Genomic DNA, 25,064 nt, shown 5'->3' on the forward strand with positions numbered 1-25,064 from the left:
GCCCACCGGGCGCGGCCGGATGAGAGGAAGAACTGGATGAGTACCCACACGAGCCCACCACCGCTACAGGTAGCCATCGTGGGCACGGGCAACATCGGAACCGACCTGCTGTTGAAGGTCGAGGCGTCCCCCCTGCTGAAGTGCGTCCTGTTCGCCGGGCGCCGCGCCGGGTCACCCGGCATCCAGTTGGCCGAGAGCCACGGGGTGCCCACCAGCGTGGACGGGATCGACGCGGTCGCCGCCCGCGCCGAGCACATCGACCTGGTCTTCGACGCGACCTCGGCCGAGGACGCCACCCGCCACTGGTCGGTCGTCGCGCCCACCGGGCTGCCGTTCGTCGACCTCACGCCGGCGCACCTCGGGAAGTTCTGCGTGCCGGCCCTCAACCTGGACGACTGCCTCGACGAGCAGTACCTCAGCATGGTCACCTGCGGGGGACAGGCGGCGGTTCCGATGGCCCACTGCATGGCGGAGGCCGCGGAGGGGATCGACTACCTGGAGATCGTCTCGGCCAGCGCCTCGGCCAGCGTCGGCCCCGCGTCACGGGCCAACCTGGACGAGTACGTGCACACCACCGAGCAGGCGACCATCGACTTCTGCGGCGTGCGGCGCACCAAGACCGTGCTGGTCATCAACCCCGCCGAGCCCGGCATCGTGATGCGCAACTCCATCGCGGTGACGACCGCCGAACGGATCGACCTGGACGCCCTGCGCGCCTCCGTCGCGATGATGGAGAAACAGATCAGGTCGTACGTCCCCGGCTACCGCGTCGTCGTCCCGCCGGTGGCCGTCGGGGACCGGGTCACGATCATCGTCGAGGTCGAGGGCCGAGGCGACTGGTTCCCGCGCTACGCCGGCAACCTCGACATCATCACCTGCGCCGCGCTCGCGGTCGCGGAGGCCCGGGCAGAACGGCGGCGGTCATGAGCGGCGCACCGAAACTCAGCATCTGCGACACGACCCTGCGCGACGGCAACCACGCCGTCGCCCACCAACTCGGCCGCGCGGACATCAGCGCGTACGCGCGGGCGGCCGAGGCGGCCGGCGTGGACGTCGTCGAGGTCGGCCACGGCAACGGGCTCGGCGCGTCGTCCATCCAGGTCGGCATGGCCGCGCTCAGCGACGCCGAGATGCTGCGCGCCGCCAAGGCCGAGCTGCGTACCGCCCGGCTCGGCGTACTGTCCATCCCCGGCTTCGCCAGTGTCGAGCGCGACCTCAAGCCGGCGCTGGACTGCGGCGTGGACGAGGTCCGCGTCGGCGCGCACTGCACCGAGGCGGACGTCACCCGCCAGCAGGTCACGATGCTGAGGGCGATGGGCGTCGCGGTCAAGGGCATGCTGCTGATGAGCCACATGGCCTCCGCGGCGAAGCTGGTGGAACAGGCCCGGCTCATGCAGAGCTACGGCGCCGAGGCGGTCATCCTGATGGACTCCGCCGGCGCGTACACGCCGGAGAAGGTCCGCGAGAAGGTCGGCGAGCTCGTCGAGAACCTCGACATCGAGGTCGGTTTCCACGCGCACAACAACCTCGGCATGTCGGTCGTCAACAGCATGGCGGCGATCGAGTCGGGGGCCACCATCGTCGACGTCACCGCGCGCGGCTTCGGCGCGGGCGCGGGCAACGCGCCGATCGAGCTCGTCGCGGCCAACCTGCACGTCGAGCAGCTCGAGACCGGCATCCAGCTCTTCGGCGCGCTGGACGCGGCCGACGTGGCACAGGAGCGTTTCGTCAAGCACGTACCCACCAACGACAGCGTCACCATCGCCAGCGGGATCGCCGGCGTGTTCTCCGGGTTCGCCGCGCCGGTGCGGCGCGCGAGCGCCCGCTTCGGCGTCGACCCCCGCAGGATCCTGCTGGAGCTGGGCAACCGGCGGGTGGTGGCCGGCCAGGAGGACACCATCATCGAGGTCGCCATGGCGCTGGCCGCCGAGCAGGAGACACCCAGCCAGGTGTGAGTGGGTCGTCAGGGTTCGCATCAAGTGACGTAGGAGGAGCAATGCAACGCCATTCCTCGCTCGACGGCGCGGCCGACCTGGCCGCGGTCGCCGCGCTGCTGCAGATCGGCGCGGAGATCGGAGTGGACCGGCTGCTGGACTCGGGCGGCACGTTCAGCGCCGCGGAGCTGGCCGCGACCGCCGACCTCCCGCAGGCCGGCGTGGACGACTACCTCGCCGCGCTGGTCGCCGCCGGACTGGTGGTCGGCACGGAGGTCCCGGACCGGTTCCGGGCGGCCGAGGACTACCCGGACCGGCGGTACGCGGCCGGCTACGTGTCCTGGGCCATGAGCGCGAACGGCCCGTTCCTCGCCAACGCCCGGGAGTTCCTGGCCGACCGCGACGCGGCCGCCCGGGTCCACCGGCGCAACGGGCGCCGGGTGGCGGTCAGCTCCCGGTGGATCGGCGAGCGGGCGTTCTATCCGCCGATCGTCGACCGGGTCGTCTCGGCCGGCGCCCTGCGCGTGGCGGACCTCGGCGCCGGCGCGGGCGGGCTGCTCATCAGGCTCCTGGGGCAGGACCCGGCGCGTACCGCCGTGGCGCTCGACAGCAGCGGCGCCGCGTGTGCCGCGGCGCGGGAGGCCGCCGCCGCCGCGGGGGTGGACGACCGGCTCCAGGTCGTCGAGCGTACGGTCGAGTCCCTCGCGGACGATCCCGGACCGGTCGAGGGCGCGAACGCCGTGCTGGCGTGCTTCGTCATGCACGACATCGTGGCGGACGAGGCGGTGGCGAAGGCCGTCCTGGGCGCCTGCCGCGACGCGCTCGCCCCGGGCGGGTTCATGGCGGTCGCCGACGCGGTCTCCTATGCGCCCGACCCCGCGGAGCGGAGGTTCAGCGCGCTCTTCACCTACCTGCACGCCAGCTTCATGAACGTGACCCTCCCGACCGAGCGGCGGTGGCTGGACACGTTCCAGGCGGCGGGCTTCTCCCGGACCGAGTGCGTGCCGCTCGGCGTGCCCGGCGGCCGGCTCTTCGTGGCGGTCAGGTAGTGGCCGACACGCTGTCCCTGCACCGCGAGCTCGCGTGCGAACTGCGGACGGCGGCGCGGACCCTTCGTGCCGTGCCGCCGGTCTCGGTCCGCCACCCGGAGCTCGACCTGGCGGACGCCTACGCCATCCAGAGCGAGCTGCGCGAGATGGACCTGGCGGCCGGTGCGGTCCTGGCCGGGCTCAAGATCGGTGCGACGAGCGAGGCGATCCAGTCGATGTTCGGCATCGACCATCCCGACTTCGGCTACCTGACCGACCGGATGGTGCTGCCCGACGGGGCCGACCTCGACCTGAGCCGGTTCATCGCCCCGAAGGTCGAGGGCGAAATCGCGTTCCGGTTCGCGGCGGACCTCGCCGGCCCGGCCGTGACCGCGCGCGACGTGCTGGCCGTCACCGCGGAGGTCCTGCCGGCGCTGGAAGTGCTCGACAGCCGGATCCAGGACTGGCGGATCGGCCTCGTGGACACCGTCGCCGACAACGCCTCGTCGGCGTTGGCCGTCCTTGGCGCCGGCGTGCCGCCCGACACGGCGGACCTGGCCGACGCGCGCATGCAGCTGCGTAGCCGCCACGTCGCGCAGGAGGGGCGGGGCTCGGCCGTGATGGGCCATCCGGCCGAGTCCGTGGCGTGTCTGGTCCGCATCCTGTCCGGCTTCGGGACCGGGATCGAGGCCGGGCAGCTCGTGCTTTCCGGTTCCTGGGCGGCGGCCGTGGACCTCGTGCCGGGGGACACCGTACGGGCCTCCTTCGGCGCCCTCGGCTCGGTGTCGCTGACCACGCGCGGCTGACCCGGCGGGGCCCCTCGGCCCCGGCCGGGCCGACCGACCGCCCGCTGGTCGGGCAGCACCCACCCGACGACCTGTTCGACGACGAGACGACTACGACCGAGGAGACCCCGGACCGATGACCATGCTGGTGGACGAGACGGTACCGCCGCACAAGGCGGCCTACGACTTCTCCCTCTTCGAGGCGATGGAGTCGGAGGTGCGTTACTACTGCCGCAAGTTTCCGGTGGTGTTCGACCAGGCCCGGGGCGCCGAGCTCTACGCCGAGGACGGTCGGATGTTCACCGACTTCTTCTGCGGCGCCGGCACCTTGAACTACGGCCACAACCATCCCCACCTCAAGCGCCGGATCACGGAGTACCTCGCCAGGGACGGCGTGATGCACGGCCTGGACATGTACACCGTGGCGAAGCGGACCTTCCTGAGCCGGCTCCGGGAGCAGGTGCTGGCCCCGCGGGGGCTGGACCACAAGGTGCAGTTCTGCGGGCCGACCGGCACCGACGCGGTGGAGGCGGCGCTGAAGGTGGCCCGCCGGGCCACGGGACGGCGCGGCATCGTCTCCTTCACCGGGGCCTACCACGGCATGTCCCGCGGGTCGCTGGCGGTCAGCGGTGGCCGCCGGGCCCGCGCCGCCGGGCAGGTGGGCACGGCGGACGTGACGTTCGTGCCGTACGAGGACGGTCCGGCGGGACCGTTCGACTCGATCGGCTACCTGGAGCGGATGCTGTCCGACCCGTCGTCGGGGCTGGACCTTCCGGCCGCGGTGATCGTCGAACCGTTGCAGATGGAGGGCGGGGTGTACCCGGCCTCGGCCGACTGGCTGCGCCGGCTGCGCGAGCTGACCACCCGGCACGGCATCCTGCTCATCTTCGACGAGATCCAGTCCGGCTGCGGACGGACCGGCACGTTCTTCTGCTTCGAGCACGCCGACGTGGTGCCGGACATCATCACCGTCTCCAAGGCGATCGGCGGGTACGGCCTGCCGCTGTCGATGGTGCTGTTCCGACCGGCCCTCGACGTCTGGTCGCCGGGGGAGCACACGGGCACCTTCCGGGGCAACCAGCTCGCCTTCGTCGCCGGTGCCGCCGCCTGCGAACTCTGGGGCCAGGAGGGGTTCCGGACCACCGCCGTGGTCGGCGCCCGGCGGCTGGAGCGCTTCGGCGCCGAACTGCGCGACAGCGAGCCGGCCCTCGCCGTCCGGGGTCTGGGCATGGTCCTCGGCATCGACCTGCGGGCGGCCGGCGGCGCCGAGCGGGCCGACCGGGTCCAGCGGCGCTGCTTCGAGACCGGGCTGATCGTCGAGCTCTGCGGACGCGACGACGAAGTGATCAAGGTGATGCCGCCGCTCACCATCGACCTCGCCCGGCTGGAGCGGGGCCTCGCCGTGCTGCGCCGGGCCATCCAGGCCGGCTGACCGACCCGCCACCCGCCACCCGCGACCGTTCCCGGAGGAGCCCGATGGACCGTCGTCCCCGCCGTCACCTGCTGTCGATCCAGGACCTGAGCGACGCCGACCTGCGGCACCTGGTGGCCCGCAGCGCCGACCACGCCGCCGGTCGGGTCCGCCCCGCCGACCAGTTGCGCGGTCTGGTCACCGCGGTCTACTTCCGCCGCACCTCGACGCGGACCCGCACCGCCTTCTCCAGCGGGGCTCTGCGGCTCGGCTCGCATCTGATCAGCTACGGCCCGGGGGATCTGCAACTGAACACCGGCGAGACGGTCGAGGACACCACCCGGGTGCTGTCCGAGATGGTCGACCTGTTCGTCGCCCGGACCGCCGACCCGATCGCCGAGCTGCGGGCCTTCGCCGCGCAGGACCGGATGGGGGTGATCAACGCGATGAGCGCCGAGGAGCACCCCACGCAGGCGCTGGCCGACCTGAGCGCCATGACCGAGCGGTTCGGCCGGGTCGACGGGCTGCGGGTGCTCTACGTGGGGGAAGGCAACAACACCGCCGCCGCGCTCGCGCTCGCCCTCGGCCGGTTCACCGGAACCCGGCTGTACCTGCGCACGCCGCCCGGGTACGGGCTGGACCGGGACGTCCTCGCCGCCGCCGAGGTGGCCGCCAAGCGGACCGGCTCGGCAGTCGCCGAGGCGCACCACATGACGGACCTGCCGGAGGTCGACGTCGTCTACACCACCCGCTGGCAGACCACCGGCACCACCAAGCCGGACCCGGACTGGCGCCGAGTCTTCGCGCCGTTCCAGGTCGACGGGGCGGTCCTGGCGGCGAGCCCGCAGGCGGTGTTCATGCACGACCTGCCGGCGCACCGGGGTGAGGAGGTCACCGCCGGGGTGCTGGACGGGCCCCGCAGCATCGCCTTCGACCAGGCCAGGCACAAGATGTCCAGCGCGCAGGCCGCGCTGGAGTGGTGCGCCGGGTGAGCCGGCCGCCGGTCGCCGCGGCACCTGTCCGACCGGTGCCACGGCAGCGGCCGGCGGGCGCGGGAGCGTCGGCGAGCCGGCCCGCCCCGACGCGTGGCGGGCATCCCGGGCCGGGGTCGGTGCGCCGCCGAAATATGGGTACCGGCTACCCATGTGACCCCTTCGGGGGCGCCGGCACGATATCGGCATGGACAGGTCGGGGACGCGGGACGCGGCGGCGGTGAGTGGTGCGGGCGGCGCGTGGTGGGCGCCCGGCCTCACGCTCGCCGAGCGGGTACGGGCAACCGGTGACGGCGGACCCGTCGCCGTCGACCCCGTGTCCGCGCAGGCCGTGCAGCGGCTGCAGGACTGGCGCTCGGCGTACGAGCTGGGGACGACGGGTCAGTTCGCGAACCGCCTGGCGGCCCTGAGCATCACCGAGCGGCAGTTCCTGGCTCTCCTCGACCGGCCGCCGTCGGCGCTGGCGGACGGGTCGGACGCGCCCGCCTGGGCCGGGTTCACCGAGCGGGCGCTCGGCCTCGCCCCCGACGAGGCCCTCCAGTTGCCCGCCGACACCCCGTGGTCCGACGCGTTCGCCGGGGTGCTGGCGCCGTTCGTCACGGTCGCCTGCGCCGACCTGCGGCAGCGGGTACGCGCTCCCGGGACGTCCACGGTGGTCGACCTCGCCGCGGTGTACGCCGGGTTCGCCGACGTGCTGCGCCGCAGGCTGGTCGCGACCGCGTCGCGTACCTTCGTCCTGGAACTCAACGTCGCCCGCGCCGCCGGCCGGTTGGTGGGCCCCACGCCCGAGCACCGGTTCGCCGCCTTCGTGGCCGACCTCGCCGAGCGCGAGCGGCTGACCCGGCTGATGACGGACTACCCCGTGCTGGCGCGGCTGCTGGCGACCGCCTGTCGGCACGCCGTCGAGGCGACGGCCGAGCTGCTCGACCGGTTCGTCGCGGACCGGCCGGAGATCCTCCGCCGGTTGCTCGACGGGCGCGATCCGGGGCCGCTGACCGGATTCGACGTGGCGGGGGACTCGCACGGGCACGGGCGGGCGGTGGCGATGCTGCGTTTCGCCTCCGGCGCCCGGGTGGTCTACCGGCCGCGCTCGGTTGCCGTCCACGTGCACTTCAACGAGGTGCTGGACTGGCTGAACGGGTTGCTGCCGGAGTTGGAGCTGCGCACGTTGGCCGTGCTCGCCGGCGGTGGCTACGGGTGGATCGAGGCCGTCGACCGTGCCCCCTGCTCCGACGTCGGCCAGGTGGGCGCGTTCTACCGCCGGCAGGGGGTGCTGCTCGCTCTGCTGTACCTGCTGGGCATGACGGACATCCACCACGAGAACCTGATCGCCTGCGCCGACCAGCCCGTCCTCGTCGACGTCGAGACGCTGCTGCACCCCGACCTGCCGGTGCCGACCGCCGCGCCCGATCCCGCCGCCCGGGCGCTGCGGACGTCGGTGTACCGCACCGCCCTGCTGCCGCAGCCGCTCATCGGCGAACGCGGCCTGCTGGACGTCTCCGGCCTCGGTGGCGACCCCGGCGCGCAACAGCTCCGGGAGGCCGTCGAGTGGGCCGGGGCCGGCACCGACACGATGCACCTGGTACGCCGGTTCGCGCCCGTGCGGGCCGCCGAGAACCGCCCGATGCTGGACGGCGTCCCGGCCGACGCCGCCGAGTACACGGCCGAGCTGCTCGCCGGCTTCCGTGCCGCGTACCGCGCCATCGCCCGGCGAGCCGGCGACCTGACCGGCCCGGACGGCCTGCTGCGGCGCTTCGCCGCCGACGAGCTGCGGGTCATCGTCCGGTCGACGCGGACATACACCGTGCTGCTGAGCGAGTCCACCCACCCCGACGTGCTGCGCGACGCGCTCGACCGGGACCAGATCTTCGACCTGCTCTGGGCGGCCTCGGTGGACGACCCGGTGCGGAACCGGCTGGTGTCCCGCGAGATCGAACAGCTCTGGGACGGCGACGTTCCCCTGTTCACCTGCCGTTCCGAGGACCGGCACCTGGCCGGTGGCGACGGCGTCGGATTCGTCGACCTGCTCGACGAGCCGGTACTGGCGACCGCCCTGCGCAAGATCGCCGGCATGGGCGTGGTCGACCAACGCGACCAGGAGTGGATCGTCCAGGCCGCGCTCGCCGGCCGGCTCGGCGGGGCACGCCACGAGTGCGCCGAGCCGGTGCCCGTGCGGTGGGAGGCGACGGCACCGGACCCGGGCAGGCTCCTCACGGTCGCCTGCGGCATCGCCGACAAGATCATCGCAGACGCCTACGACGACGGCGTGTTCGCCAACTGGCTCGGGCTCGAGCCGGTGGACGGCGGGCACAGCACGATCATGCCGCTGGGCGCGGGGCTGGGGACCGGGTACCCGGGCACCGCCCTCTTCCTGGCCGAACTGGCCCGGCTCACGGACGTCGACCGCTACGCCGAGGCCGCCGGCCGGGCGGTGCGCCAGCTTCCCCTGTTGCTCTCCGCGCTGGAGACCCGGCCGCACCTGGCCGGCACGGTCGGCAGCGGCGGGTTCACCGGCCTCGGGGGGATCGCCTACGCGGTCGCCCGGCTCGCCGGCATGCTCCAGGACGACGCGCTCGGCGACTCCGTCGAGACGGCGGTACGCCTCGCGGCGATCGCCGCCGCGACGGAGACCAACCTGGGCGTGCTCGACGGGCTCGCCGGCTGTCTCGCCGCGATGCTCGCCGTCAACGAACTGACCGGTCTGCCGCTCGCCGCCGAGACGGCCCGCGACTGCGCCAAGCGGCTGCTGGCGGCCGCCCCCTCGCTGCCCGCGCAGCCCGGCTTCGCCACCGGCACGGCCGGGATCGGCTGGGCCCTGCTGCGATTCGCGCGGGTGGAAGGCGACGAGCGGCACGCCGAGGCCGGCCGCGCGATGGTGGCCCGCGCCGCCACCGGCCCGGTCCCGCAGCCGTCGACCCACTCGTGGTGCCACGGCGTCCCGGGAATCGCGGCCGCCATCGCCGACCAGGGCCCGTTGCTGGCAGACCCCGCGCTGGCCGCCTTCGTGGACCGCGCGGCGACCGCCGTGTCGAAGACCGGGCTGGTCGGCGACCACAGCCTCTGCCACGGGGAGCTGGGCCGGCAGGAGATGCTGTCGGTCGCCGCCGCGCGCGGTCGCCAGGCCGCGGTCAGCGTTCGCTCCGACCAGGCCGGACAACTGGTCGCGGCGCTGGACCAGGCCGGCCCGCGATGCGGCGCCGCCGGCGGCGTGAGCGTCCCCGGCCTGCTGGACGGCCTGGCCGGGATCGGCCACGGACTGCTCCGTATCGGCTTCGCCGACCATGTGCCCTCGGCACTGCTGCTGCATGCCGAGCCGACGACATCCGGACGCGGTGTCGGGAACTAGAAGGGGGAAGATATGCGGGACGAGTTGACTGCTCCTCATCCGGCGGGGTCGGTCGAGGAGCACGAGTCAGCCGACACGCACCCGGCGGGCGAGATAAAGCTCAGCTTCCTGCGGCACCTCGGCAGGCGGTCGGGCATCCTCACCGGCCTGATGGTGGCCGCGCCCGCCGTCGCGGGCATCATCGACACCGGCACCGGGGGGCACTCGGGGGCGTAGGCACGGCCGGCGGCACCGTTGTCGTGTCGCCTCATCGACAGCGGGCGTTCCGCGTTGGACGCGCCGATGCGGGTGCCGCTCACGTTAGCCTGCGGGCATGCGCTTCTCCTCGCCGGTGGTGATCGGACGTGACTCCGAACTCCGCGTCGTCGACGCTCGGCTGACGGCCACGCGGGCCTCGTCCGGCGGGACGGTCTTCCTGATCGGCGAGGCGGGGATCGGCAAGACCCGGCTCGCGGAACACTGCGCGCACGCTGCGGCGGAGGCCGGCATGGAGCTGCTACGGGGACGTAGCAGCTCCACCGGCCCCATCGTGCCGTTCCGCCCGCTGACCGAGGCGATCTTCTCGCTGTCGCGTACGGGCCGGCTGCCGGACAACAGGGAACTGGCGCCCTACCGACCGGCCCTCGCCCGGCTCGTCCCGGAATGGCGGGACCCCGCGGTGCCGGAACGGGTGGCTTCGATCGTCGAACTGGCCGAGGCCGTCCTGCGGCTCGTCACCGCCGTGGCGGGCAGCCGGGGCTGTGTGCTCATCCTCGAAGACATCCACGACGCCGACGCCGAGACCCACGCCGTCGTGGAGTACCTGGTCGACAACCTCGCCGACCTGCCCATCCTCATGGTGGCGACCATGCGGCCGGGCAGCGGCCCGGCGACCGATCTGGCCTGGGCCGCGGCGGTGCGCCGGACGGCGACCGTCGTCGAGCTCCACCGCCTGTCCGACGAGGAGGTGCGCGAACTCGCCTCCGCCTGCCTCGGCGCCGACGCCCTGCCCGCCGAACTGACCGACCGGCTGGTGCGCGACAGCGAAGGCAACCCGTTCGTCGCGGAGGAACTGCTCAACAGCATGATCGGCGCGCGCGCACTGGTCCGGGACAGCGACGGCTGGCGGTTCACCGACGACTCGGCCATCGCGCTGCCGAACACCGTCACGCTCAGCGTGACCCGCCGGCTGGCCAGCCTCGACCCGCAGGCGCGGACACTGCTGCACACCGCCGCGGTGCTGGGCCGTCGGTTTCCCGTGGCCGCGGTCCGGGCGGCGACCGGTCTCGAGGAGCGGGCCATGCTGAGCCACCTGCGTTCCGGGGTGGACGTCGAAGTCATCATGCCCGACCGGTCGACGCCCGACTGGTACTCCTTCCGGCACGCGTTGACCGCCGACGCGATCCTGACCGCGCTCACCCCGGCCGAACGGTCCGCGCTGGCGAAACGCGCCGCCGACGCGCTGGAGTCGGCGTACGCCGGTCTGCCCGGACACTGGTGCCAGCTCGCGGCCGAGCTCCGGCAGACCGCCGGCGACAACCACGCCGCGGGTCTGTTGTTCGCGGAGGCGGGCCGGCGGGCACTCGGCGACGGCGCGACCACGTCGGCCGTCACCCTGCTCGACCGCGCGTACCAGCTGATGTCCGACCCACCCGACCCCGACGCACGCGCCGGCATCCTCGAGTCGCTGCTCAACGCCCTGGCCGAAGCCGGCCACGCGGACCGGGCGTTCGCCCTGGTCAACGACGCGACCTGGGTGAACGCCGTGACCCTCGGCGTCGAGCAGCACGTCAGCCTCCGGACCCGGCTCGCCTGGGTCGCGGTCACGACCGGGCGGTGGTCCGACGGCGCGTCCCAGGTGCGCATCGCCCGGGCGATCCTCGGCAGCACCCCGCCGCCGGGGCCGGCGGCCCGGGTGGACGTGGTCGAGGCACACCTGATCTTCGGCGACGGCGACGGCTGTGGCCGGACCGCGGAGGCCGAGCAGCTCGTGCTCAAGGCCCTGGCGGTGGCCGAACAGGTGTCGATGGCGGAGACGGCGTGTCAGGCACTGCAACTCCTGGCCATGATCGCCCGGGCCCGCAGCTTCGACGAGGCGGAGTCCTACCTGACCAGGATGTTGAGGATCGCGGAGGAACACCGCCTGCCCCTGTGGCGCATCAACGCGCTGTTCCGGCTCGGGGTCAACCAGAGTATGCGGACCGGTGAGCAGACGCTGCTGCGCCAGGCGGAGCAGGCCGCGCAGCTGTCCGGCGCCATCATGCTCGGGCACAGCATCGAGGGCGTGCACGCGATCCGTGCCGTGATGCAGGGCGACTACCCGACAGGTGACGAGCTCGCCGCCCGGTGCGCCGCGGCGACCGCCCGGCTACGCAACATCGACGATCAGCAGTTCGCCCTGGTCACGGCCGCCGCCTCCGCCGCCCACCGTGGACAACGGCGACTGATGGAGCGCAGGCTCGAGGAGTTCCGGGCGGCCGGTGGGGGAGAGTCCGGGCACGTCCCCCTGGCCTACGGCTTCTGCGAAGCCGTCTGCGCGCTGCTGGAGGAGGACCGGCCGGCGGCGATCCGGGCCCTCGACCTGGCCCGGGCGTGGGAGGACGACCACCCGAACACCTACTACATGACGGGTCGCTTCGGACTGCGGCCGCTCCTCGACGCGCTGGCCGGGTCCGTGGACCGCACGGGCATGGAGGCCGTGGCGCTGGCCCCGGGAGCGAGCCTGCGCTGGAACCGGCAGTTTGTGCACCTGGGAAAGGCGGTGGTGCACGGGCGCGCGCGGCAGCGCGAGCGGGCCACCGCGGAGGTCGCGCTGGCCCTGGACGCCGCAGCGCCCTACCGCATGGCCCGTCACCTGGGGTTGCGGCTGGTCGCCGAGGCCGCGCTCGCCGACGGGTGGGGCGAGCCCGTCGCCTGGCTGCGGGCAGCGGAGGACTACTTCCACAACGTCGACGCGCCGGTGATCGCCGGGGCGTGCCGGGGCCTGCTCCGTCAGGCCGGCGCATCGCTCGGGCAACGGCGCTCCGGTCACGACCGCATCCCGGCCCGGCTGCGCGCCGTCGGGGTGACCGTGCGCGAGCACGAGGTGCTCGTGCTGCTCGCGAAGGGCCACGACAACCAGGACCTCGCCGCGCTGCTGCACCTCTCGCCGCGTACGGTCGAGAAGCACGTCGCCAGCCTGCTGCTCAAGACCGGGCACGCGAACCGGAAGGCGCTGCGCGACAGCGTGGACGATCTGCTGCGGCATCCGCCGCACCTGTAGGCCGGCGCGGCGCGCGGTCCTGATCGCCCACGGTGACACGTCGACGGGCTCGGACAGCCCGACCCGTGCCGGCGGTCGCCCGGTGTCCGACTAGAGCACCATCGGGAGGGGCTCGACCCAGCAACTCGCCACGTCCGGCTCGATCAGCCGGCGTGCCTCCTCGGCGTCCGCCTCGGTGAGGAAGACGCCCAGGTTGTGTCGCGTCCGGCGGCCGTCCTGCTCGGTCACCGCCGTGAGCAGGTGCACGTGACGGTGCCGCTCGCGGCGTACGCCCTCCGGCATGCCGGTGCGGAACGCCTCGGCGACGGCCTGGGGCGAGGCGACGTCGAGTTCGCCGCCGACCCCGGCGAGGGGCTTCGTGGGCCAGACCGGGTCGTACGGGCTGAAGGCGTTGAACAAGGACGGCCGCAGGTACGACAGCACCCCCTCGCTCCACCCGACGGCGAGGGTGACGACATGACCGGCCGCGCCCTCACTCTCCAGGATGAGCACGCGCGCCTCGGACGGGAGACGGCCTGCGCCGTCCCGCTCGATCCGCGCGGCCTCGTCCGCCGTCGCGCACCGGATCGCCAGGCCCCGGTAGGCGCCCTGCATCCGCACCGCCTCGATCGGCGTGAACAGCACCTCGACGGTCGTGGGAAGGCGGTCGTGCTCCCCGGGCAGGTGGTCCGCCCGCAGCAGCAGCTGGCCGTGCGTCGCCGAATACGACCACAGGACGAAGTGCCGCTCGCTGCGGAAGAGTTCCGCGCCCGGACGGAAGTCCTCGTCCCTGTTCAGCCACACACACTTCGTCATCCCGCCACGATCGGTCAGTGACGGGCAGCCGTCAACGTCGGGCGCGACCTGGTGCGGGCCGCGAGGCCCGCGTCGTTCAGCCGGTCAGCCGGTACGGCGGGAGCGGGCCAGGGCCAGGCCGCCGAGGACCAGGGCGGTCAGCCCCAGCACCAGGGCCAGGTAGGCCCCGCCTCGCCCGTTGCCGGTGCCGATGCCGCTGTCGGAGGTGGCCACCACCACCCCGCCGAGAGCCGTGCCGACCAGCGCCGCCGCCAGGGCCACGGTGGCGCCCAGCCGCCCGTTGCCGGTGCCGAGGCGACTGGTGGGGCGGGCCAGGGCCAGCCCGCCGACGACCACGCCGGCCAGCCCCAGCACGGCGGCCACGGTCGCCCCGAGCCGCCCGGCGCTCATGGTGAGGACGCCGGCGGCGGCCGGCTGGCCCGTGACGTGCGCGGCCGCCGGTGCGGCGGGCCCGAACCCCCCGAGCAGGGCGGCTGCGGTGGCGGCGAGCACCAGTCGGAGCGACTTCGGGGTTCCTGACGAGCTCATGTCCGTCTCCTTTCGTACGTCTCGTTCCCGAGGCGTGGATGTCGCCCGATCATGTCGCCGGGCGCACCGCCGGTCGTCCCACTGACGGAGGCAATCCGTGCTGCCGCCGGTGGCGCGGCCGGCTGCTGCGGACGCCGCAGGCGACGGGACGGTACTGCGCCTGCGGTAGGCGGCCGCTCGTCTGCGAGGGGGAGTCGTCCGCGGCCGGATCTGGCTAGGGTGCGCCCATGTACCCAGGACGGTCCGGCATTCCTGCCGGTGTCAGAGATTGGGCGGTCGCCGTCGGCGTGGCGGCGACCCTGCTGGTCGCCGGGCTGTCCGGTGACGGCTCCGCCGCGGGCGTCGACCTGCTCGGCTACGCGTTGCTGGTGGCCGGTGGCCTGGCGTTGGCCGCCGCTCGTCGGGCTCCGGTTGCCGTCCTGGCCGTCACCGGGCTGTGTGCGGTGGGCCACCAGGCGGTCGGCTTCGACGTGCCCGCCGTCGCGTTCCTGTTCGCGGTGTACGCCGCCGTGCGGGCCGGCCACCGCATCGGCACGGTCGTGGCGGCGGTGCTGATGCTGGCCGCCCTCCCGCTCGCGGCCCTCGCCCTGCCACCGGACATGTCCGTGGGTGAGGCGTTCGCACGGGCCCGGGGTGCCCTCGAGCTGGCCTGGCTGGTCGCCGCGGGTGCGGCGGGAGAGGCGCTGCGGCAGGCCGAGCGGCGGGCCGACGAAGCCGAACGCACCCGGGAGGAGACCGCGCTGCGCCGCGCCGACGAGGAGCGGCTGCACATCGCGCGGGAGCTGCACGACACGCTCACCCACCAGATCTCGGTCATCAAGGTGCAGGCCGAGGTGGCCGTCCACCTGGCCCGCAAGCGGGGTGAACAGGTGCCGGAGGCCCTGCTGGTGATCCAGGAGGCCGGTCGTGAGGCGACCCGGGAACTGCGCGCCGCCCTGGAGGCGCTGCGCGACGACGGCAGGACGCCGCCGCATGGGCTCGCCCACCTGCCGGCACTGGTGGAACGGGCCCGTAGGGCCGGCCTCGACGCGACGTTGACGATCGAGGGACGACGTCACGACGTGCCGGCCGCCGTGGACCGGACCGCCTACCGGATCGTCCAGGAGTCGCTCACCAACGTCACGCGGCACGCCGCCGCCGCCACGGCGTCGGTCCGGATCGACTACCGGCCGGACGCCCTCGCGATCCGGGTCGACGACGACGGCAGGGCCACGCCGGGCACCGCCCCGGTGCCCGGCGTCGGGCTGCTCGGGATGCGCGAACGCGTCACCGCCCTCGGCGGCCGCCTGCGCGCGGAGCCACGCGACGAGGGCGGCTTCAGCGTCCACGCCGAACTCCCCGTGGGCCGATCGTGATCCGCGTCCTGCTGGTCGACGACCAGCCGCTGCTCCGCAGCGGATTCCGCGCGCTACTCGACGTCGAGGACGACATCGAGGTGGTGGCCGAGGCCGCCGACGGGAAGGAGGGCCTGGCGCTCGCCAGGGAGCACCTGCCCGACATCGCGCTCGTCGACATCCAGATGCCGGTCATGGACGGCATCGAGACGACCCGGCGCATCGTGGCGGACCCGGCCCTGGCCCGGGTGCACGTCGTCATCCTGACCAACTACGGCCTCGACGAACACGTCTTCCACGCGCTGCGCGCCGGCGCGGCCGGTTTCCTCGTCAAGGACATCGAGCCGGAGGACTTCCTCCACGCCGTACGCGTCGCCGCGCGCGGCGACGCGCTGCTCGCGCCGTCGATCACCCGCAGGCTGATCGACCGGTACGTCACCGAGCCGCAGCACCTGGCTGCCGAGGCGGGCCTGCCCGGGCTGACCAACCGCGAGCGGGAGGCCGTCGCCCTGGTCGCGCGGGGCCTGTCCAACGACGAGATAGCCGACCGCATGGTGATCAGCCCACTGACCGCGAAGACCCACGTCAACCGGGCCATGGTCAAGCTGCACGCCCGGGACCGGGCCCAACTCGTGGTCCTCGCCTACGAGTCCGGCCTGGTCGCTCCCCGGACGCGGGACAGGTGACGGGCCGGGGTCGCCGTTCACCCCGGCCCGTCACCCCGTCGATGCGCGCCCCGGTCAGCGTGGCCGCTGCGGTCCACGGCGGGCGTACTTGGCGCGGAACTTCTCCACCCGTCCCGCGGTGTCGAGGAGGCGCTGCCGACCGGTCCAGAAGGGGTGGCTGGCGGCGGAGACCTGCACGTCGATGACGGGGTACGTGTTGCCGTCGGTCCACTCGACCGTCTGCTCGCTGGTGGCGGTGGAGCGGGTGAGGAAGGCGAAGTCGGCGGCGCGGTCGCGGTAGACGACGGGACGGTAGGTGGGGTGGATGCCGGGCTTCATGCGGATTCTCCCTCGAGGGCGGTCGGGTCGGTGTCGGTCGGGCCGAGGTCGGCGAGCGGGAAGCAGTCGGCGAACGGGTCGTCGAGGCGGCGCCAGGCGTCCTCACCGTCGGCGAGTTCGGCGTCGGTGAGCAGGCAGCCGGCGAGGGTGCGGTGCAGCGCCGACGGGTCGAGGTCGAGGCCGACGAAGACCAGGTGCTGATGCCGGTCGCCGTAGTAGGGGTCCCAGTCCAGCGCGGCGGCGAGCCGGCGGTCGTCGGAGGCCTCGTCCCAGTACGGGTCGGGAAGGGCGGCCAGCCACCGGCCGAGTGAGCCGAGCCCGAGGCCGCCGCCGGCGAAGTCCCAGGCGACGACCGTCTCGGGCTGGCTGGCCAGCCACAGGTGCCCCCGGGAGCGGACGACCTCCGCGTTGACCTCCTCCAGGGCGTCGTGCAGCCGCCGGGGGTGGAACGGCCGGCGCGCGCGGAAGACCACCGAGACCACCCCGCAGTCGGGGTGCGGCTCGTGCACGCCGAGGACGCGGCCCTCCAGTCCCCGGGCCAGGACGCCCGGGGTCTCGGGGCGGTGCCGGTGGGTGCCGCGTAGCTGCCGGGTCAGCGCGCCGGCGTCGACGACGTCGCCGTCGACGCGGACCTGCGCCGCCCATGGCGCCATCCGCTCCAGCAACACCGACAGCCGGCTGGTGTCGTACGTCCCCTCGCGCGACTGTCCCCACAGGACGAGGGTGTCGGCGTACTCGATGTGCCGGACGATGACGTCGGCGAGCGCCCGGTGGTCGTTGTCGGCGGCCTGGATCCCGAGGGCCTTGAGGTCGTCGGTGCTGACCAGGCCGTCGAGCAGGTGTTCGGCGTCGACCACGGTCACGTAGGAGTCGACCCGGACCAGGTCGGTCAGCGCCACGCCGTCGACGAGACAGTGCGCGCAGACGGCGGCCACCGCCTCGGGCTCGACCACCTCGGGCAGCATCAGCACCAGGTCACGGCGCGGATGTGCGCGGGCCAGCCGGGCGAGGGTGGGCAGGACGTCCTCCCGCAGGGTGCAGGAGACGCAGCCGTGCGCGAGCGTGATCCGCTCGTCCTCGAGCACCCCCGAACCGTCGCGCACCATGCGGTGCACGCTGCCGGCGCCGAGGCCGGCGAGATCGTGCCGGACCAGCAGCAGCGCCGGGTCCGCGGCGAGCAGGGCACGGGCGACGGCGTACGTGGCGGACGGCCAGAAGCCACTGAGCACGGTCAGCGAGGGGCGGGCGTCCGCCGTACGGGCGAGGGCGTCGGCCGGTGCCAGTGGAGACGTCGACATCGCGGTCCTCTCGACTCAGATGAAAATGATTGTCATTATAAGCATGCGGTCGACGCGTCGGTGGGCGGCGCCCCGGGGTCGTCGGGTGTCGCTCCGGCTCGTCCGGTGCCGGTGGAGGGCGCCCGCACCCCGCCTGGCGGCCGCCCGGACGGCCGATGTAAAAATGAAAACGAGTTTCATTATGGTGAGCCGCAACATGAAGGAGCAACCGTGTCGCGACGCTGTGACGTCACCGGGGCGAAGCCGAGCTTCGGCAACGCCGTGTCCCACTCCCACCGACGCACCCGTCGCCGGTGGAATCCCAACCTGCAGAACCACCGCTACTGGCTGCCGTCGCAGCGGCGGTGGGTGAGCCTCACCCTGACGGCCAGGGCGCTGAAGAGCGTGGACCGCAAGGGCGTCGAGAGGGTCGTGGCCGAGCTGCGCGCCCGGGGGGTGACGCTCTGATGGCCCGCCAGACCGACGTGCGGCCGATCGTCCGGCTGCGCAGCACCGCCGGCACCGGCTACACGTACGTGACCCGCAAGAACCGCCGCAACGACCCGGACCGCCTGGTCCTGCGCAAGTACGACCCGGTCGTGCGCCGGCACGTCGAGTTCCGCGAGGCGCGCTGATGGCCCGCAGGAGCCTGGGTGGCCGGCAGGCCCGCCGGGAGGACCTCGTCGCCCGGCACGCCGAGCGCCGCGCCGAGCTCAAGCGGACCATCGCCCATCCGGACACCGACCCGGCCGTACGGGAGGAGGCGGTGCGCCGGCTGGCCCGGATGCCCCGGGACTCCAGCCCCGTACGACTGCGCAGCCGCGACGTCGTCGACGGCCGGCCCCGGGGCGTGCTCTCCCGGTTCGGCCTGTCCCGGGTGCGGTTCCGCGAGCTGGCGCTGCGCGGGGAACTGCCGGGCGTCCGCAAGGCGTCCTGGTGACGAGGCCGCCCGATCTGGGCTGAGTCTCCGGCGGGATCCTACGACGCGGCGGCGGGCTCGACGGTGAGCAGCGCGGCGAGCTGGCGCAGGAGGGCCGGGCGGGCCCGGTAGTAGACCCAGGTCCCACGCCGCTCGGCGTCCACCAGTCCCGCCTCACGCAGCGTCTTCAGGTGGTGCGAGATCGTCGGCCCCGTGAGGTCGAAGGCGGGGGTGAGGTCGCAGACGCAGGCCTCGCCGCCGTCCGCCGAGGCGATCATCGACATCAGCTGCAACCGCACCGGATCCCCGAGCGCCTTGAACGCGGGGGCGAGCGCCGCGGCCGTCCCGGCCGGCACGCGGCGCTGCGCCAGGGGAGGGCAGCAGGGCGCGTCGGCGGTCAGGTCCAGGTGGGGGAGCGGGGCCGCTTGCTTCGACATGCCTCTAGGTTGACATCCCTCTAATCAACGTGCAACCTTCTGCTTAGACGAACGTCAAGACAGGTTCGGTGGAGCGACCACCCGTCGCGCCCTCGCCTGGTAGCGTTCGATCGTCAATCGGCGATAAGCGATAGAAGGAGTCGCGGTGGACGAGTTGCTCGACCGGACCACGGCGCAGACCTATGCGTCCTGGTTCCGCGCCCTGGCCGACCCGACCCGGGTGCAGATCGTCGCATACCTCGCCCGGCGCGCCCGGCCGATGAGTGTGGGGGAGATCGTCGCCGCGATCGGCCTGGCGCAGTCCACCGTCTCCCAGCACCTGAAGATCCTGACCGAGGTGCGGTTCGTGCTCGTCGAGCCGGTCGGCACCGCCCGCCACTACCGCATCAACGACGCCTGCGTCGGTTGCTTCCCCTCCGCCGCCGACGTCGTCATGGGCCGCCCCGCCCCCTGTCCGGACGGAGCCTGCTGATGGCCGCCGCCACGGTCCGCCCGATGCGCCCGCGCGACGCCGAGCGGGTGCTGGCGATCTACCAGGCCGGTCTCGACGGGGGCGATGCCAGCTTCGAGACATGCGCGCCCACCTGGGCCGCCTTCGACGCGGCCAGGCTGCCCGACCACCGCTTCGTGGCCGTCGACGGCGGCGACAGCGTGGTCGGCTGGGTCGCCGTCTCGCCGACCTCGACCCGCCCCGTCTACGCCGGAGTGGTGGAGCACTCCGTCTACGTCGACCCCGGGGCGCGGGGTCGTGGCGTGGCCCGGCTCCTGCTGGACGCGCTCGTCGCCTCGACCGAGGCGGCCGGCGTCTGGACCATCCAGTCCGGTGTCTTCCCGGAGAACACCGCCAGCCTCAGCCTGCACCGGCGGGCCGGCTTCCGCATCATCGGCGTTCGCGAACGGGTGGGCCGCCACCGCGGCCGGTGGCGCGACGTCGTCCTCCTCGAACGGCGCAGCCCGGTCGTCGCCTGACCGCTCCCGTCCCCGGAAGCCGGCCCCGTCCAGCCCTTTGATTCGACAGTTTTCTAACCAAGTGGAGTTGTCTGATGAGTACCCTGAACGACCTGCCCGTCGTGGTGATCGGCGCCGGACCGGTGGGCCTGGCCGCCGCCGCGCACCTGCACGAGCGTGGCATCGCCTTCACCGTCCTGGAGGCCGGCGACACCCCGGGCGCGGCGGTGCGGCAGTGGGGGCACGTGCGGGTGTTCTCCCCGTGGCGTTACGACATCGACCCCGCCGCCCGCCGGCTCCTGGATGACGCCGGCTGGGTCGCCCCCGACCCGGAGGCCCTGCCCACCGGCGCGGAGCTGGTCAGCGACTACCTCCAGCCCCTCGCGGAGCTGCCGGCCCTCAAGCCGCACCTGCGCTACGGCGCCCGGGTCGAGGCGATCAGCCGCCTCGGCCTGGACCGGCTGCGCACCGCCGGCCGCGAGCACACGCCGTTCCTGATCCGCCTCGCGGACGGCGCCGAGCTCCTCGCCCGGGCGGTCATCGACGCCTCCGGCACCTGGTCCACCCCGAACGTCCTCGGCGCCTCCGGCCTGCCCGCCCGGGGCGAGGCCGACGCCGCCGCGCTCCTGGAGCACGCGCTGCCGGACGTCCTCGGCGCGGACCGGGCGCGGTTCGCCGGCCGGCACACCCTCGTCGTGGGCGCGGGTCACTCCGCCGCGAACACGCTGCTGTCGCTGGCGGAGCTGGCCGCCGCCGAACCCGGCACCACGGTCACCTGGGCGATCCGCTCGGCCAGTCCCGCCCGCACCTACGGCGGCGGGGACGCCGATGCTCTCCCGGCGCGCGGTGCCCTCGGCTCCCGGCTGCGCGAGCACGTCGACGCCGGCCGGCTCCGACTGCTCACCGGCTTCTCCGTGCACGCGCTCACCCCGACCGACGACCGCGTCGCGGTCGTCGTCCGGCACGCCGACGGCGGCGAGGAGTCGATCACCGTCGACCGGATCGTCGCCGCGACCGGCTTCCGGCCCGACCACTCGATCGCCGCCGAGCTGCGACTGGACCTGGACCCGGTGATGGGCGCCACCCGGGCCCTGGCCCCGCTGATCGACCCGAACGAGCACTCCTGCGGCACCGTGCCCCCGCACGGGGTCGACGAGCTGTCCCACCCGGAGGCCGGCTACTACGCGGTCGGCATGAAGAGCTACGGCCGGGCGCCGACGTTCCTCATGGCCACCGGCTACGAGCAGGTCCGCTCCGTCGTCGCCGCCCTCGCCGGGGACTGGGCCGCCGCCCGCGACGTCCAGCTGGACCTGCCCGAGACCGGGGTGTGCAACAGCAACCCCGCCGAGTCCGTCGACGGCGACGGCTGCTGCGGTCCCGCTCCCGCCGCCGAGCCGGCCGGCCGCGGTCTCGCCACCGGCATCTCCGGGGGCCTGCTCTCCACCCCGCTGCGCCTGGTCACCCTCGATGCCGCCCCCGCCAGCGGTCGGACCGGCGGCTGCTGCGCCAGCTGACGCGGCGGGCCGTGGCCGTCAGCCGGTCACGGCCCCGTTCCGCGTACCCGATCCGCGGCGACCCCCGCCATCCGACGTCGGTGCGGTGGCGGGGTCGCTGAAGGTGCTGACGCCGGGCACCAGCAGCGTGACGGCGCTGGCCGCAGCCGTCAGGGCGGCCGCCGCGATGAGAGTGGGCTGGATCCCGAACGCCGCGACCGCCGGCCCGGTGAGGGCGTAACCGACCGGCAGCAGGGCGAAGGCGCTGAGCTGGTCCAGGGCGAGGGTCTTGCCGAGCACCTCGGCGGGGATCTCGCGTTGCAGGGCGGAGAGCCAGGAGATGAAGTAGATCTCCACGACGAATCCGCCGAGGGCGAAGCAGAGCGCCGTGACCGGTAGCGGCAGGGCGAAGGCGAGGCTGGCGGGCAGGGCGGCGTAGGTGGTGAGGGCGAGCATGCTGACCGTGCCGGGCCGCCGGGGCCGCCACCGCCCGGCCAGCGCGATGGCCGGGAGGGCGCCGGCGGCGGCAGCGGCGAGGACGAGCCCGTAGGCGAGTTCGCCGCCGAGGCGGTCCGCGGCGATCAGCGGGAGCAGCGTCAGGCTGGGCGCGGTGCCGGCGAAGAGCTGGACCGCGACGGCAGCCATGACGGCGGCGACCCAGGGACGGCGCCGGACGGTGGCGATGCCGGCCGCGGCGTCGGCCAGGATGCTGGTCCGGGCCCGGTTGTCGGCGGCGACGTCGCGTACGCCCAGCACCGCGAGGGCGCCGGTCGCGAACAGGAGGGCGGCCAGGCCCAGCGCGGCGTGGATGCCGATGGCGGTGACGATCGCGGCCCCGGCGAGCGCCCCGAGGAGGGTCGCGGAGCGCTGCACGGCGGACATCAGGGCGTTGCCGCGCTCCAGCAGGGCGGCGGGGAGCAGCGCCGGGATCAGGGACCGCATGGCCGGCCGGGACAGGGACTCGGCCACGCCGGACAGCGCGGTGACGATGCCGAGCGCGGCGAGGGGCAGATCGTCGAGGGCGAGCAGCGTGCCGAGGACGATGGCGGTGCGGAGCAGGTCGGCGGTGAACAGGATCCGGGGCCGCGAGACGCGGTCGGCGAGGATGCCGCCGGCGAGCAGGCAGACCACCAGGGCGATCGCCCGGCCGGCGAGGATGACGGCGATGGTGCCGGCACCGGCCCCGAGTTGTACGGCGTGCAGCGCGAACGCGACCGGCAGGATCTGGTCGGCGACCGCCCCGGCGGACTGGCTGGCCCACACCCGCAGGAACCGCGGATGCTGGCTGAGCTTCTCCGCCGTGCCGGTGGCGGGGCTGGTGGGTGCGCTCATGGCGTGGGGAGCGTGCGGTGGTGGCCGGTGGCGGACGGGCCGCCGAAGGACACCGGGCGGGCGGCGGGGCCGTGCGGGACCCCACGGCGGGCGGCACCGGGAGCAGCGGTGGGGACGCCGATGCGGCCGGTCGGGCTCATCCGAGCTGTTCCGGGCCGGTCGTCAGGTCGGCCGGTGACCGGTGTGCGCTGGCGGCCAGGCGGGCCGGTGCGGGATATCCCGGCCCGGCGGCCCGGGCGCCGTCATCCGGTGCGGGATTGCCGGCGGAGAGCAGGTAGGTGGCGAACTCCTCGTCGGGGTCCACCCCGAGCATCGCCTCGACGCGGCTGTCGTGGAACGCCACGGTCTGGAACGGCGCCAGGCCGAGGGCCGTGCAGGTCAGCGCGAAGGTCTGCCCGTAGTGGCCGGCGTCGAACATCCACAGCCGGTAGGCGCGGGGGTGCCGGTACTTCCAGGACAGGCGGGCGGCGACGGTGGTGGTGAGGCAGCTGAAGGCCCCCTGGTATGAGGCTTCCTGCTCGTAGACCAGGTCGGCGATGCGCTGCCGGTCGACGGTGGGGTCGAGGAGTTCGAGGCGGTGCACCTCGGGCGCGTAGTGGTAGAGGCCCGCCGGCACGCCGCTGACGTCGAAGACCGCGACGTAGCACTCGACCTCGTGCCGGCCGCCGGCAGAGGCGCTGACGCGGCCCTGCTGCGGGCCGAACGCGCCGCCGTCGAGGAACCGCTGGGGGGCGAAGGTGCAGGCCAGCACGGTGGCGAGCGCGTCGATGCCGACGGGGGTGCCGGCGAACGCGCGGTGGGTGCGCCGGGCCGCGAACACCTCCTCGACGGGCGTACGCAGCGGCAGGTTGCGCCGGGGAAGGTGCACGGCCGGGGCGTCCGGGTACCGCTTGAACGGTGCCGGAGGTTCACCATCGGCGGCGATCTGCGCGGCGGTGGCGTCACGTCGCGGCGAGTCCACGAGGTAGTTGGCGTCGCGGGCCTCGGTGTGCATGCGGGCCGCGATCGGCCCCCAGTGCTGCCAGACGGGCGGGGTGTCGGCGTCGTCGGTGTCGGCGACGAGGATGCCGGCCTCACGGAGCTTGTGGACCGCCTGGGTGGCGGCGTCGGCAGCCTCGCCGCCGAAGTGGGCGGCGACCTCGTCGACCTCGGTGAAGTCGTCCAGCCGCTGCAACAGGTTCAGCAGGTCGGGGGTGACGCGCAACCATCGGCGTTGACCGGGCAGGGCGACCATCAGCGCATCGTTGTCCCAGCGGCAGATGAGCTGGTCGCGGCGACGTACACGCATTCCGGTGCCCTTTCGACGACGAAGCACGATGGACAGAATGGTGCCGGACCCGCGCGCGGGTCCGGCACCGCTCTGGTCAGGCAGCCCCGTGGTTCAGGATTTCCTCGTTGGTCTCGACGATAACGATGTCGAACGCCATGGCGTGTACCTCCTCTCCAGCGCGGTGGACTTGGTGCACCCCTGGACGCGACCGTCTCCGCCGGCGTTCGAGACGGGCGTTCGGGGGAACTTCAGTGCCGCGAGAACGCATCCGGGACGCGGATTCGTTGCTCGGGAGATGGGGCAGGAAAGCCGCCTGCGGCGGTCTTTCGGAGCCAGCGACGACGGAATGCGGAATTGGTTTCCGAACGGTGCGCCGTCACGACATCTCCCTTCCGTGCTCCCTGGCGGCAATAGAGAAGGTAGCGAATGCGTCGTTGCTTTGCCAAGGGGTCGGCAACGGTTCATCCGCCGGTATACAGCGAGAATCAATGGGAATGCGAGGGGTCCGCCAGGGCGGGCGGCGGGCGGTGCACCGGGCACCCGCGACCAGGGTGGGAGGCGGCCGTCCAGCGGCCGGCGCACCCGCGTAGACGCCCTGGCCAGGGCGTCTACGCGGGCGTCATCGCAGCTGGTCTATCCCTGGGTGGCCAGCGGAAGGCCGACCTCGTCGCGGGCGTGGCTGCCCCGGCGGAACGGAAGTCCCTTCCGATGGGTCGGGGGTGGGCCATTCGTGGGTGGACCGGTGTATGGCGCCCCGAAGCCGCCGGCCATTTCCGTTGTCGGGAGAGTCGACAACTCCGGTCCGGGGTCCACGCGATGGGTCGCCGAATTCGGGCGCGCTCCAGCCTCACCGCGCCGGTCAGCGCGCGCAGCTGCCGGGCCTGTGCCGGGCGCCGATCATCGCGCGGCGGCCACGGCCGATCGCGGGCCCGTCGGCCGGCGTCCTCGTGCCGCAGCGGGGGAGCAGGGGGAGCGGGGGGTGGTCAGCGC

The 25,064-nt window shown here is 73.8% G+C and carries 24 protein-coding genes; 17 read left to right on the top strand and 7 right to left on the bottom strand.

The window, feature by feature from the left end; all coding sequences use genetic code 11:
• Nucleotides 1-36: 36 nt before the first annotated feature.
• The 9 genes from ACSNN9_RS11785 (at nucleotide 37) to ACSNN9_RS11825 (ending at nucleotide 12,737) form a co-directional block, all read left to right on the top strand.
• Nucleotides 37-927 (top strand): acetaldehyde dehydrogenase (acetylating), encoded by an 891-nt coding sequence (locus tag ACSNN9_RS11785; protein WP_436673075.1) that lies wholly within the window; start codon nucleotides 37-39, stop codon nucleotides 925-927.
• Nucleotides 924-1,955 (top strand): 4-hydroxy-2-oxovalerate aldolase, encoded by a 1,032-nt coding sequence (gene dmpG / locus ACSNN9_RS11790; RefSeq protein WP_436673076.1) that lies wholly within the window; start codon nucleotides 924-926, stop codon nucleotides 1,953-1,955. The genes ACSNN9_RS11785 and dmpG overlap by 4 nt, the downstream gene beginning before the upstream one ends.
• A gap of 41 nt (nucleotides 1,956-1,996) precedes the next feature.
• A complete protein-coding gene (locus ACSNN9_RS11795; protein WP_436673078.1) occupies nucleotides 1,997-2,983 on the top strand; it encodes a class I SAM-dependent methyltransferase in 987 nt (328 codons plus the stop codon).
• Nucleotides 2,983-3,768 (top strand): 2-keto-4-pentenoate hydratase, encoded by a 786-nt coding sequence (locus ACSNN9_RS11800; RefSeq protein WP_436673079.1) that lies wholly within the window; start codon nucleotides 2,983-2,985, stop codon nucleotides 3,766-3,768. Before ACSNN9_RS11795 ends, ACSNN9_RS11800 begins: the two co-directional genes overlap by 1 nt.
• 115 nt (nucleotides 3,769-3,883) lie before the next feature.
• A complete protein-coding gene (locus ACSNN9_RS11805) occupies nucleotides 3,884-5,179 on the top strand; it encodes an aspartate aminotransferase family protein (protein WP_436673081.1) in 1,296 nt (431 codons plus the stop codon).
• Between the two features lie 44 nt (nucleotides 5,180-5,223).
• A complete protein-coding gene (locus ACSNN9_RS11810; protein WP_436673082.1) occupies nucleotides 5,224-6,150 on the top strand; it encodes an ornithine carbamoyltransferase in 927 nt (308 codons plus the stop codon).
• A 187-nt stretch (nucleotides 6,151-6,337) separates the two neighbouring features.
• Nucleotides 6,338-9,496, top strand: coding sequence for a type 2 lanthipeptide synthetase LanM family protein (locus tag ACSNN9_RS11815; protein ID WP_436673084.1), 3,159 nt, complete (start codon nucleotides 6,338-6,340; stop codon nucleotides 9,494-9,496).
• Nucleotides 9,497-9,508: 12 nt separating this feature from the next.
• Nucleotides 9,509-9,712, top strand: coding sequence for a hypothetical protein (locus ACSNN9_RS11820; protein ID WP_436673086.1), 204 nt, complete (start codon nucleotides 9,509-9,511; stop codon nucleotides 9,710-9,712).
• Nucleotides 9,713-9,809: 97 nt separating this feature from the next.
• Nucleotides 9,810-12,737: an ATP-binding protein gene (locus ACSNN9_RS11825; RefSeq protein ID WP_436673088.1), complete on the top strand. Its 2,928-nt coding sequence runs from the start codon at nucleotides 9,810-9,812 to the stop codon at nucleotides 12,735-12,737.
• A 90-nt stretch (nucleotides 12,738-12,827) separates the two neighbouring features.
• Here the strand turns inward: ACSNN9_RS11825 and ACSNN9_RS11830 are convergent, their stop codons facing one another.
• Together ACSNN9_RS11830 and ACSNN9_RS11835 are read right to left on the bottom strand one after the other, a co-directional pair.
• Nucleotides 12,828-13,532, bottom strand: a complete 705-nt coding sequence (locus ACSNN9_RS11830) for a hypothetical protein (protein ID WP_436673090.1) — start codon at nucleotides 13,530-13,532, stop codon at nucleotides 12,828-12,830.
• Nucleotides 13,533-13,616: 84 nt separating this feature from the next.
• A complete protein-coding gene (locus tag ACSNN9_RS11835) occupies nucleotides 13,617-14,060 on the bottom strand; it encodes a DUF6223 family protein (RefSeq protein ID WP_436673091.1) in 444 nt (147 codons plus the stop codon).
• Between the two features lie 227 nt (nucleotides 14,061-14,287).
• Between ACSNN9_RS11835 and ACSNN9_RS11840 the strand changes: the two genes are divergently transcribed.
• Both ACSNN9_RS11840 and ACSNN9_RS11845 read left to right on the top strand, forming a co-directional pair.
• Nucleotides 14,288-15,415: a sensor histidine kinase gene (locus ACSNN9_RS11840; RefSeq protein WP_436673093.1), complete on the top strand. Its 1,128-nt coding sequence runs from the start codon at nucleotides 14,288-14,290 to the stop codon at nucleotides 15,413-15,415.
• Entirely contained in the window at nucleotides 15,412-16,080 is a 669-nt protein-coding gene (locus tag ACSNN9_RS11845) for a response regulator (RefSeq protein WP_436673095.1), read from the top strand. The genes ACSNN9_RS11840 and ACSNN9_RS11845 overlap by 4 nt, the downstream gene beginning before the upstream one ends.
• 54 nt (nucleotides 16,081-16,134) lie before the next feature.
• On the opposite strand, the gene ACSNN9_RS11850 is transcribed toward ACSNN9_RS11845, so the two are convergent.
• Both ACSNN9_RS11850 and ACSNN9_RS11855 read right to left on the bottom strand, forming a co-directional pair.
• A complete protein-coding gene (locus ACSNN9_RS11850; RefSeq protein ID WP_436673097.1) occupies nucleotides 16,135-16,398 on the bottom strand; it encodes a type B 50S ribosomal protein L31 in 264 nt (87 codons plus the stop codon).
• Nucleotides 16,395-17,696: a CobW family GTP-binding protein gene (locus ACSNN9_RS11855; protein WP_436673098.1), complete on the bottom strand. Its 1,302-nt coding sequence runs from the start codon at nucleotides 17,694-17,696 to the stop codon at nucleotides 16,395-16,397. The genes ACSNN9_RS11850 and ACSNN9_RS11855 overlap by 4 nt, the downstream gene beginning before the upstream one ends.
• Nucleotides 17,697-17,906: 210 nt before the next feature.
• Here ACSNN9_RS11855 and rpmB point away from each other — a divergent pair, with 210 nt between their 5' ends.
• Genes rpmB through rpsN form a run of 3 tightly spaced genes read left to right on the top strand, consistent with a single transcriptional unit; the run spans nucleotide 17,907 to nucleotide 18,615 of the window.
• Complete coding sequence (gene rpmB, locus ACSNN9_RS11860) at nucleotides 17,907-18,143, top strand: 50S ribosomal protein L28 (protein WP_436673100.1); 237 nt, start codon at nucleotides 17,907-17,909, stop codon at nucleotides 18,141-18,143.
• Nucleotides 18,143-18,310, top strand: a complete 168-nt coding sequence (rpmG, locus tag ACSNN9_RS11865) for a 50S ribosomal protein L33 (protein WP_013287204.1) — start codon at nucleotides 18,143-18,145, stop codon at nucleotides 18,308-18,310. The genes rpmB and rpmG overlap by 1 nt, the downstream gene beginning before the upstream one ends.
• Nucleotides 18,310-18,615: a 30S ribosomal protein S14 gene (gene rpsN / locus ACSNN9_RS11870; RefSeq protein WP_436673103.1), complete on the top strand. Its 306-nt coding sequence runs from the start codon at nucleotides 18,310-18,312 to the stop codon at nucleotides 18,613-18,615. Before rpmG ends, rpsN begins: the two co-directional genes overlap by 1 nt.
• Before the next feature lie 38 nt (nucleotides 18,616-18,653).
• Here the strand turns inward: rpsN and ACSNN9_RS11875 are convergent, their stop codons facing one another.
• Nucleotides 18,654-19,031, bottom strand: coding sequence for an ArsR/SmtB family transcription factor (locus ACSNN9_RS11875; protein WP_436673105.1), 378 nt, complete (start codon nucleotides 19,029-19,031; stop codon nucleotides 18,654-18,656).
• Nucleotides 19,032-19,176: 145 nt separating this feature from the next.
• Between ACSNN9_RS11875 and ACSNN9_RS11880 the strand changes: the two genes are divergently transcribed.
• The 3 genes from ACSNN9_RS11880 to ACSNN9_RS11890 all read left to right on the top strand — a co-directional run bounded on the left by ACSNN9_RS11880 (nucleotide 19,177) and on the right by ACSNN9_RS11890 (nucleotide 21,493).
• Complete coding sequence (locus ACSNN9_RS11880; RefSeq protein WP_436673107.1) at nucleotides 19,177-19,503, top strand: ArsR/SmtB family transcription factor; 327 nt, start codon at nucleotides 19,177-19,179, stop codon at nucleotides 19,501-19,503.
• Nucleotides 19,503-20,000, top strand: a complete 498-nt coding sequence (locus ACSNN9_RS11885) for an N-acetyltransferase family protein (protein WP_436673109.1) — start codon at nucleotides 19,503-19,505, stop codon at nucleotides 19,998-20,000. Before ACSNN9_RS11880 ends, ACSNN9_RS11885 begins: the two co-directional genes overlap by 1 nt.
• A gap of 74 nt (nucleotides 20,001-20,074) precedes the next feature.
• Nucleotides 20,075-21,493, top strand: a complete 1,419-nt coding sequence (locus ACSNN9_RS11890; protein WP_436673111.1) for an FAD-dependent oxidoreductase — start codon at nucleotides 20,075-20,077, stop codon at nucleotides 21,491-21,493.
• 18 nt (nucleotides 21,494-21,511) lie between these two features.
• On the opposite strand, the gene ACSNN9_RS11895 is transcribed toward ACSNN9_RS11890, so the two are convergent.
• Both ACSNN9_RS11895 and ACSNN9_RS11900 read right to left on the bottom strand, forming a co-directional pair.
• The gene (locus ACSNN9_RS11895; RefSeq protein WP_436673113.1) at nucleotides 21,512-22,804 is read right to left on the bottom strand and encodes an MFS transporter; all 1,293 of its coding nucleotides are present in this window, start codon (nucleotides 22,802-22,804) and stop codon (nucleotides 21,512-21,514) included.
• A 136-nt stretch (nucleotides 22,805-22,940) separates the two neighbouring features.
• The gene (locus tag ACSNN9_RS11900) at nucleotides 22,941-24,092 is read right to left on the bottom strand and encodes a SagB/ThcOx family dehydrogenase (RefSeq protein ID WP_436673115.1); all 1,152 of its coding nucleotides are present in this window, start codon (nucleotides 24,090-24,092) and stop codon (nucleotides 22,941-22,943) included.
• Between the last annotated feature and the right edge of the window lie 972 nt (nucleotides 24,093-25,064).

The organism is Micromonospora sp. URMC 107 (assembly GCF_051386315.1).
In the GTDB taxonomy this organism is placed as follows: Bacteria; Actinomycetota; Actinomycetes; order Mycobacteriales; family Micromonosporaceae; genus Micromonospora.

What these genes read in the sequence shown, in the direction of transcription:
- ACSNN9_RS11785 (WP_436673075.1), top strand. Translation starts at nt 37, where the DNA reads ATGAGTACCCACACGAGCCCACCACCGCTACAGGTAGCCATCGTGGGC.
- dmpG (WP_436673076.1), top strand. Translation starts at nt 924, where the DNA reads ATGAGCGGCGCACCGAAACTCAGCATCTGCGACACGACCCTGCGCGAC.
- ACSNN9_RS11795 (WP_436673078.1), top strand. Translation starts at nt 1,997, where the DNA reads ATGCAACGCCATTCCTCGCTCGACGGCGCGGCCGACCTGGCCGCGGTC.
- ACSNN9_RS11805 (WP_436673081.1), top strand. Translation starts at nt 3,884, where the DNA reads ATGACCATGCTGGTGGACGAGACGGTACCGCCGCACAAGGCGGCCTAC.
- ACSNN9_RS11810 (WP_436673082.1), top strand. Translation starts at nt 5,224, where the DNA reads ATGGACCGTCGTCCCCGCCGTCACCTGCTGTCGATCCAGGACCTGAGC.
- ACSNN9_RS11815 (WP_436673084.1), top strand. Translation starts at nt 6,338, where the DNA reads ATGGACAGGTCGGGGACGCGGGACGCGGCGGCGGTGAGTGGTGCGGGC.
- ACSNN9_RS11820 (WP_436673086.1), top strand. Translation starts at nt 9,509, where the DNA reads ATGCGGGACGAGTTGACTGCTCCTCATCCGGCGGGGTCGGTCGAGGAG.
- ACSNN9_RS11825 (WP_436673088.1), top strand. Translation starts at nt 9,810, where the DNA reads ATGCGCTTCTCCTCGCCGGTGGTGATCGGACGTGACTCCGAACTCCGC.
- ACSNN9_RS11830 (WP_436673090.1), bottom strand. Translation starts at nt 13,532, where the DNA reads ATGACGAAGTGTGTGTGGCTGAACAGGGACGAGGACTTCCGTCCGGGC.
- ACSNN9_RS11835 (WP_436673091.1), bottom strand. Translation starts at nt 14,060, where the DNA reads ATGAGCTCGTCAGGAACCCCGAAGTCGCTCCGACTGGTGCTCGCCGCC.
- ACSNN9_RS11840 (WP_436673093.1), top strand. Translation starts at nt 14,288, where the DNA reads ATGTACCCAGGACGGTCCGGCATTCCTGCCGGTGTCAGAGATTGGGCG.
- ACSNN9_RS11850 (WP_436673097.1), bottom strand. Translation starts at nt 16,398, where the DNA reads ATGAAGCCCGGCATCCACCCCACCTACCGTCCCGTCGTCTACCGCGAC.
- ACSNN9_RS11855 (WP_436673098.1), bottom strand. Translation starts at nt 17,696, where the DNA reads ATGTCGACGTCTCCACTGGCACCGGCCGACGCCCTCGCCCGTACGGCG.
- rpmG (WP_013287204.1), top strand. Translation starts at nt 18,143, where the DNA reads ATGGCCCGCCAGACCGACGTGCGGCCGATCGTCCGGCTGCGCAGCACC.
- rpsN (WP_436673103.1), top strand. Translation starts at nt 18,310, where the DNA reads ATGGCCCGCAGGAGCCTGGGTGGCCGGCAGGCCCGCCGGGAGGACCTC.
- ACSNN9_RS11875 (WP_436673105.1), bottom strand. Translation starts at nt 19,031, where the DNA reads ATGTCGAAGCAAGCGGCCCCGCTCCCCCACCTGGACCTGACCGCCGAC.
- ACSNN9_RS11885 (WP_436673109.1), top strand. Translation starts at nt 19,503, where the DNA reads ATGGCCGCCGCCACGGTCCGCCCGATGCGCCCGCGCGACGCCGAGCGG.
- ACSNN9_RS11890 (WP_436673111.1), top strand. Translation starts at nt 20,075, where the DNA reads ATGAGTACCCTGAACGACCTGCCCGTCGTGGTGATCGGCGCCGGACCG.
- ACSNN9_RS11895 (WP_436673113.1), bottom strand. Translation starts at nt 22,804, where the DNA reads ATGAGCGCACCCACCAGCCCCGCCACCGGCACGGCGGAGAAGCTCAGC.
- ACSNN9_RS11900 (WP_436673115.1), bottom strand. Translation starts at nt 24,092, where the DNA reads ATGCGTGTACGTCGCCGCGACCAGCTCATCTGCCGCTGGGACAACGAT.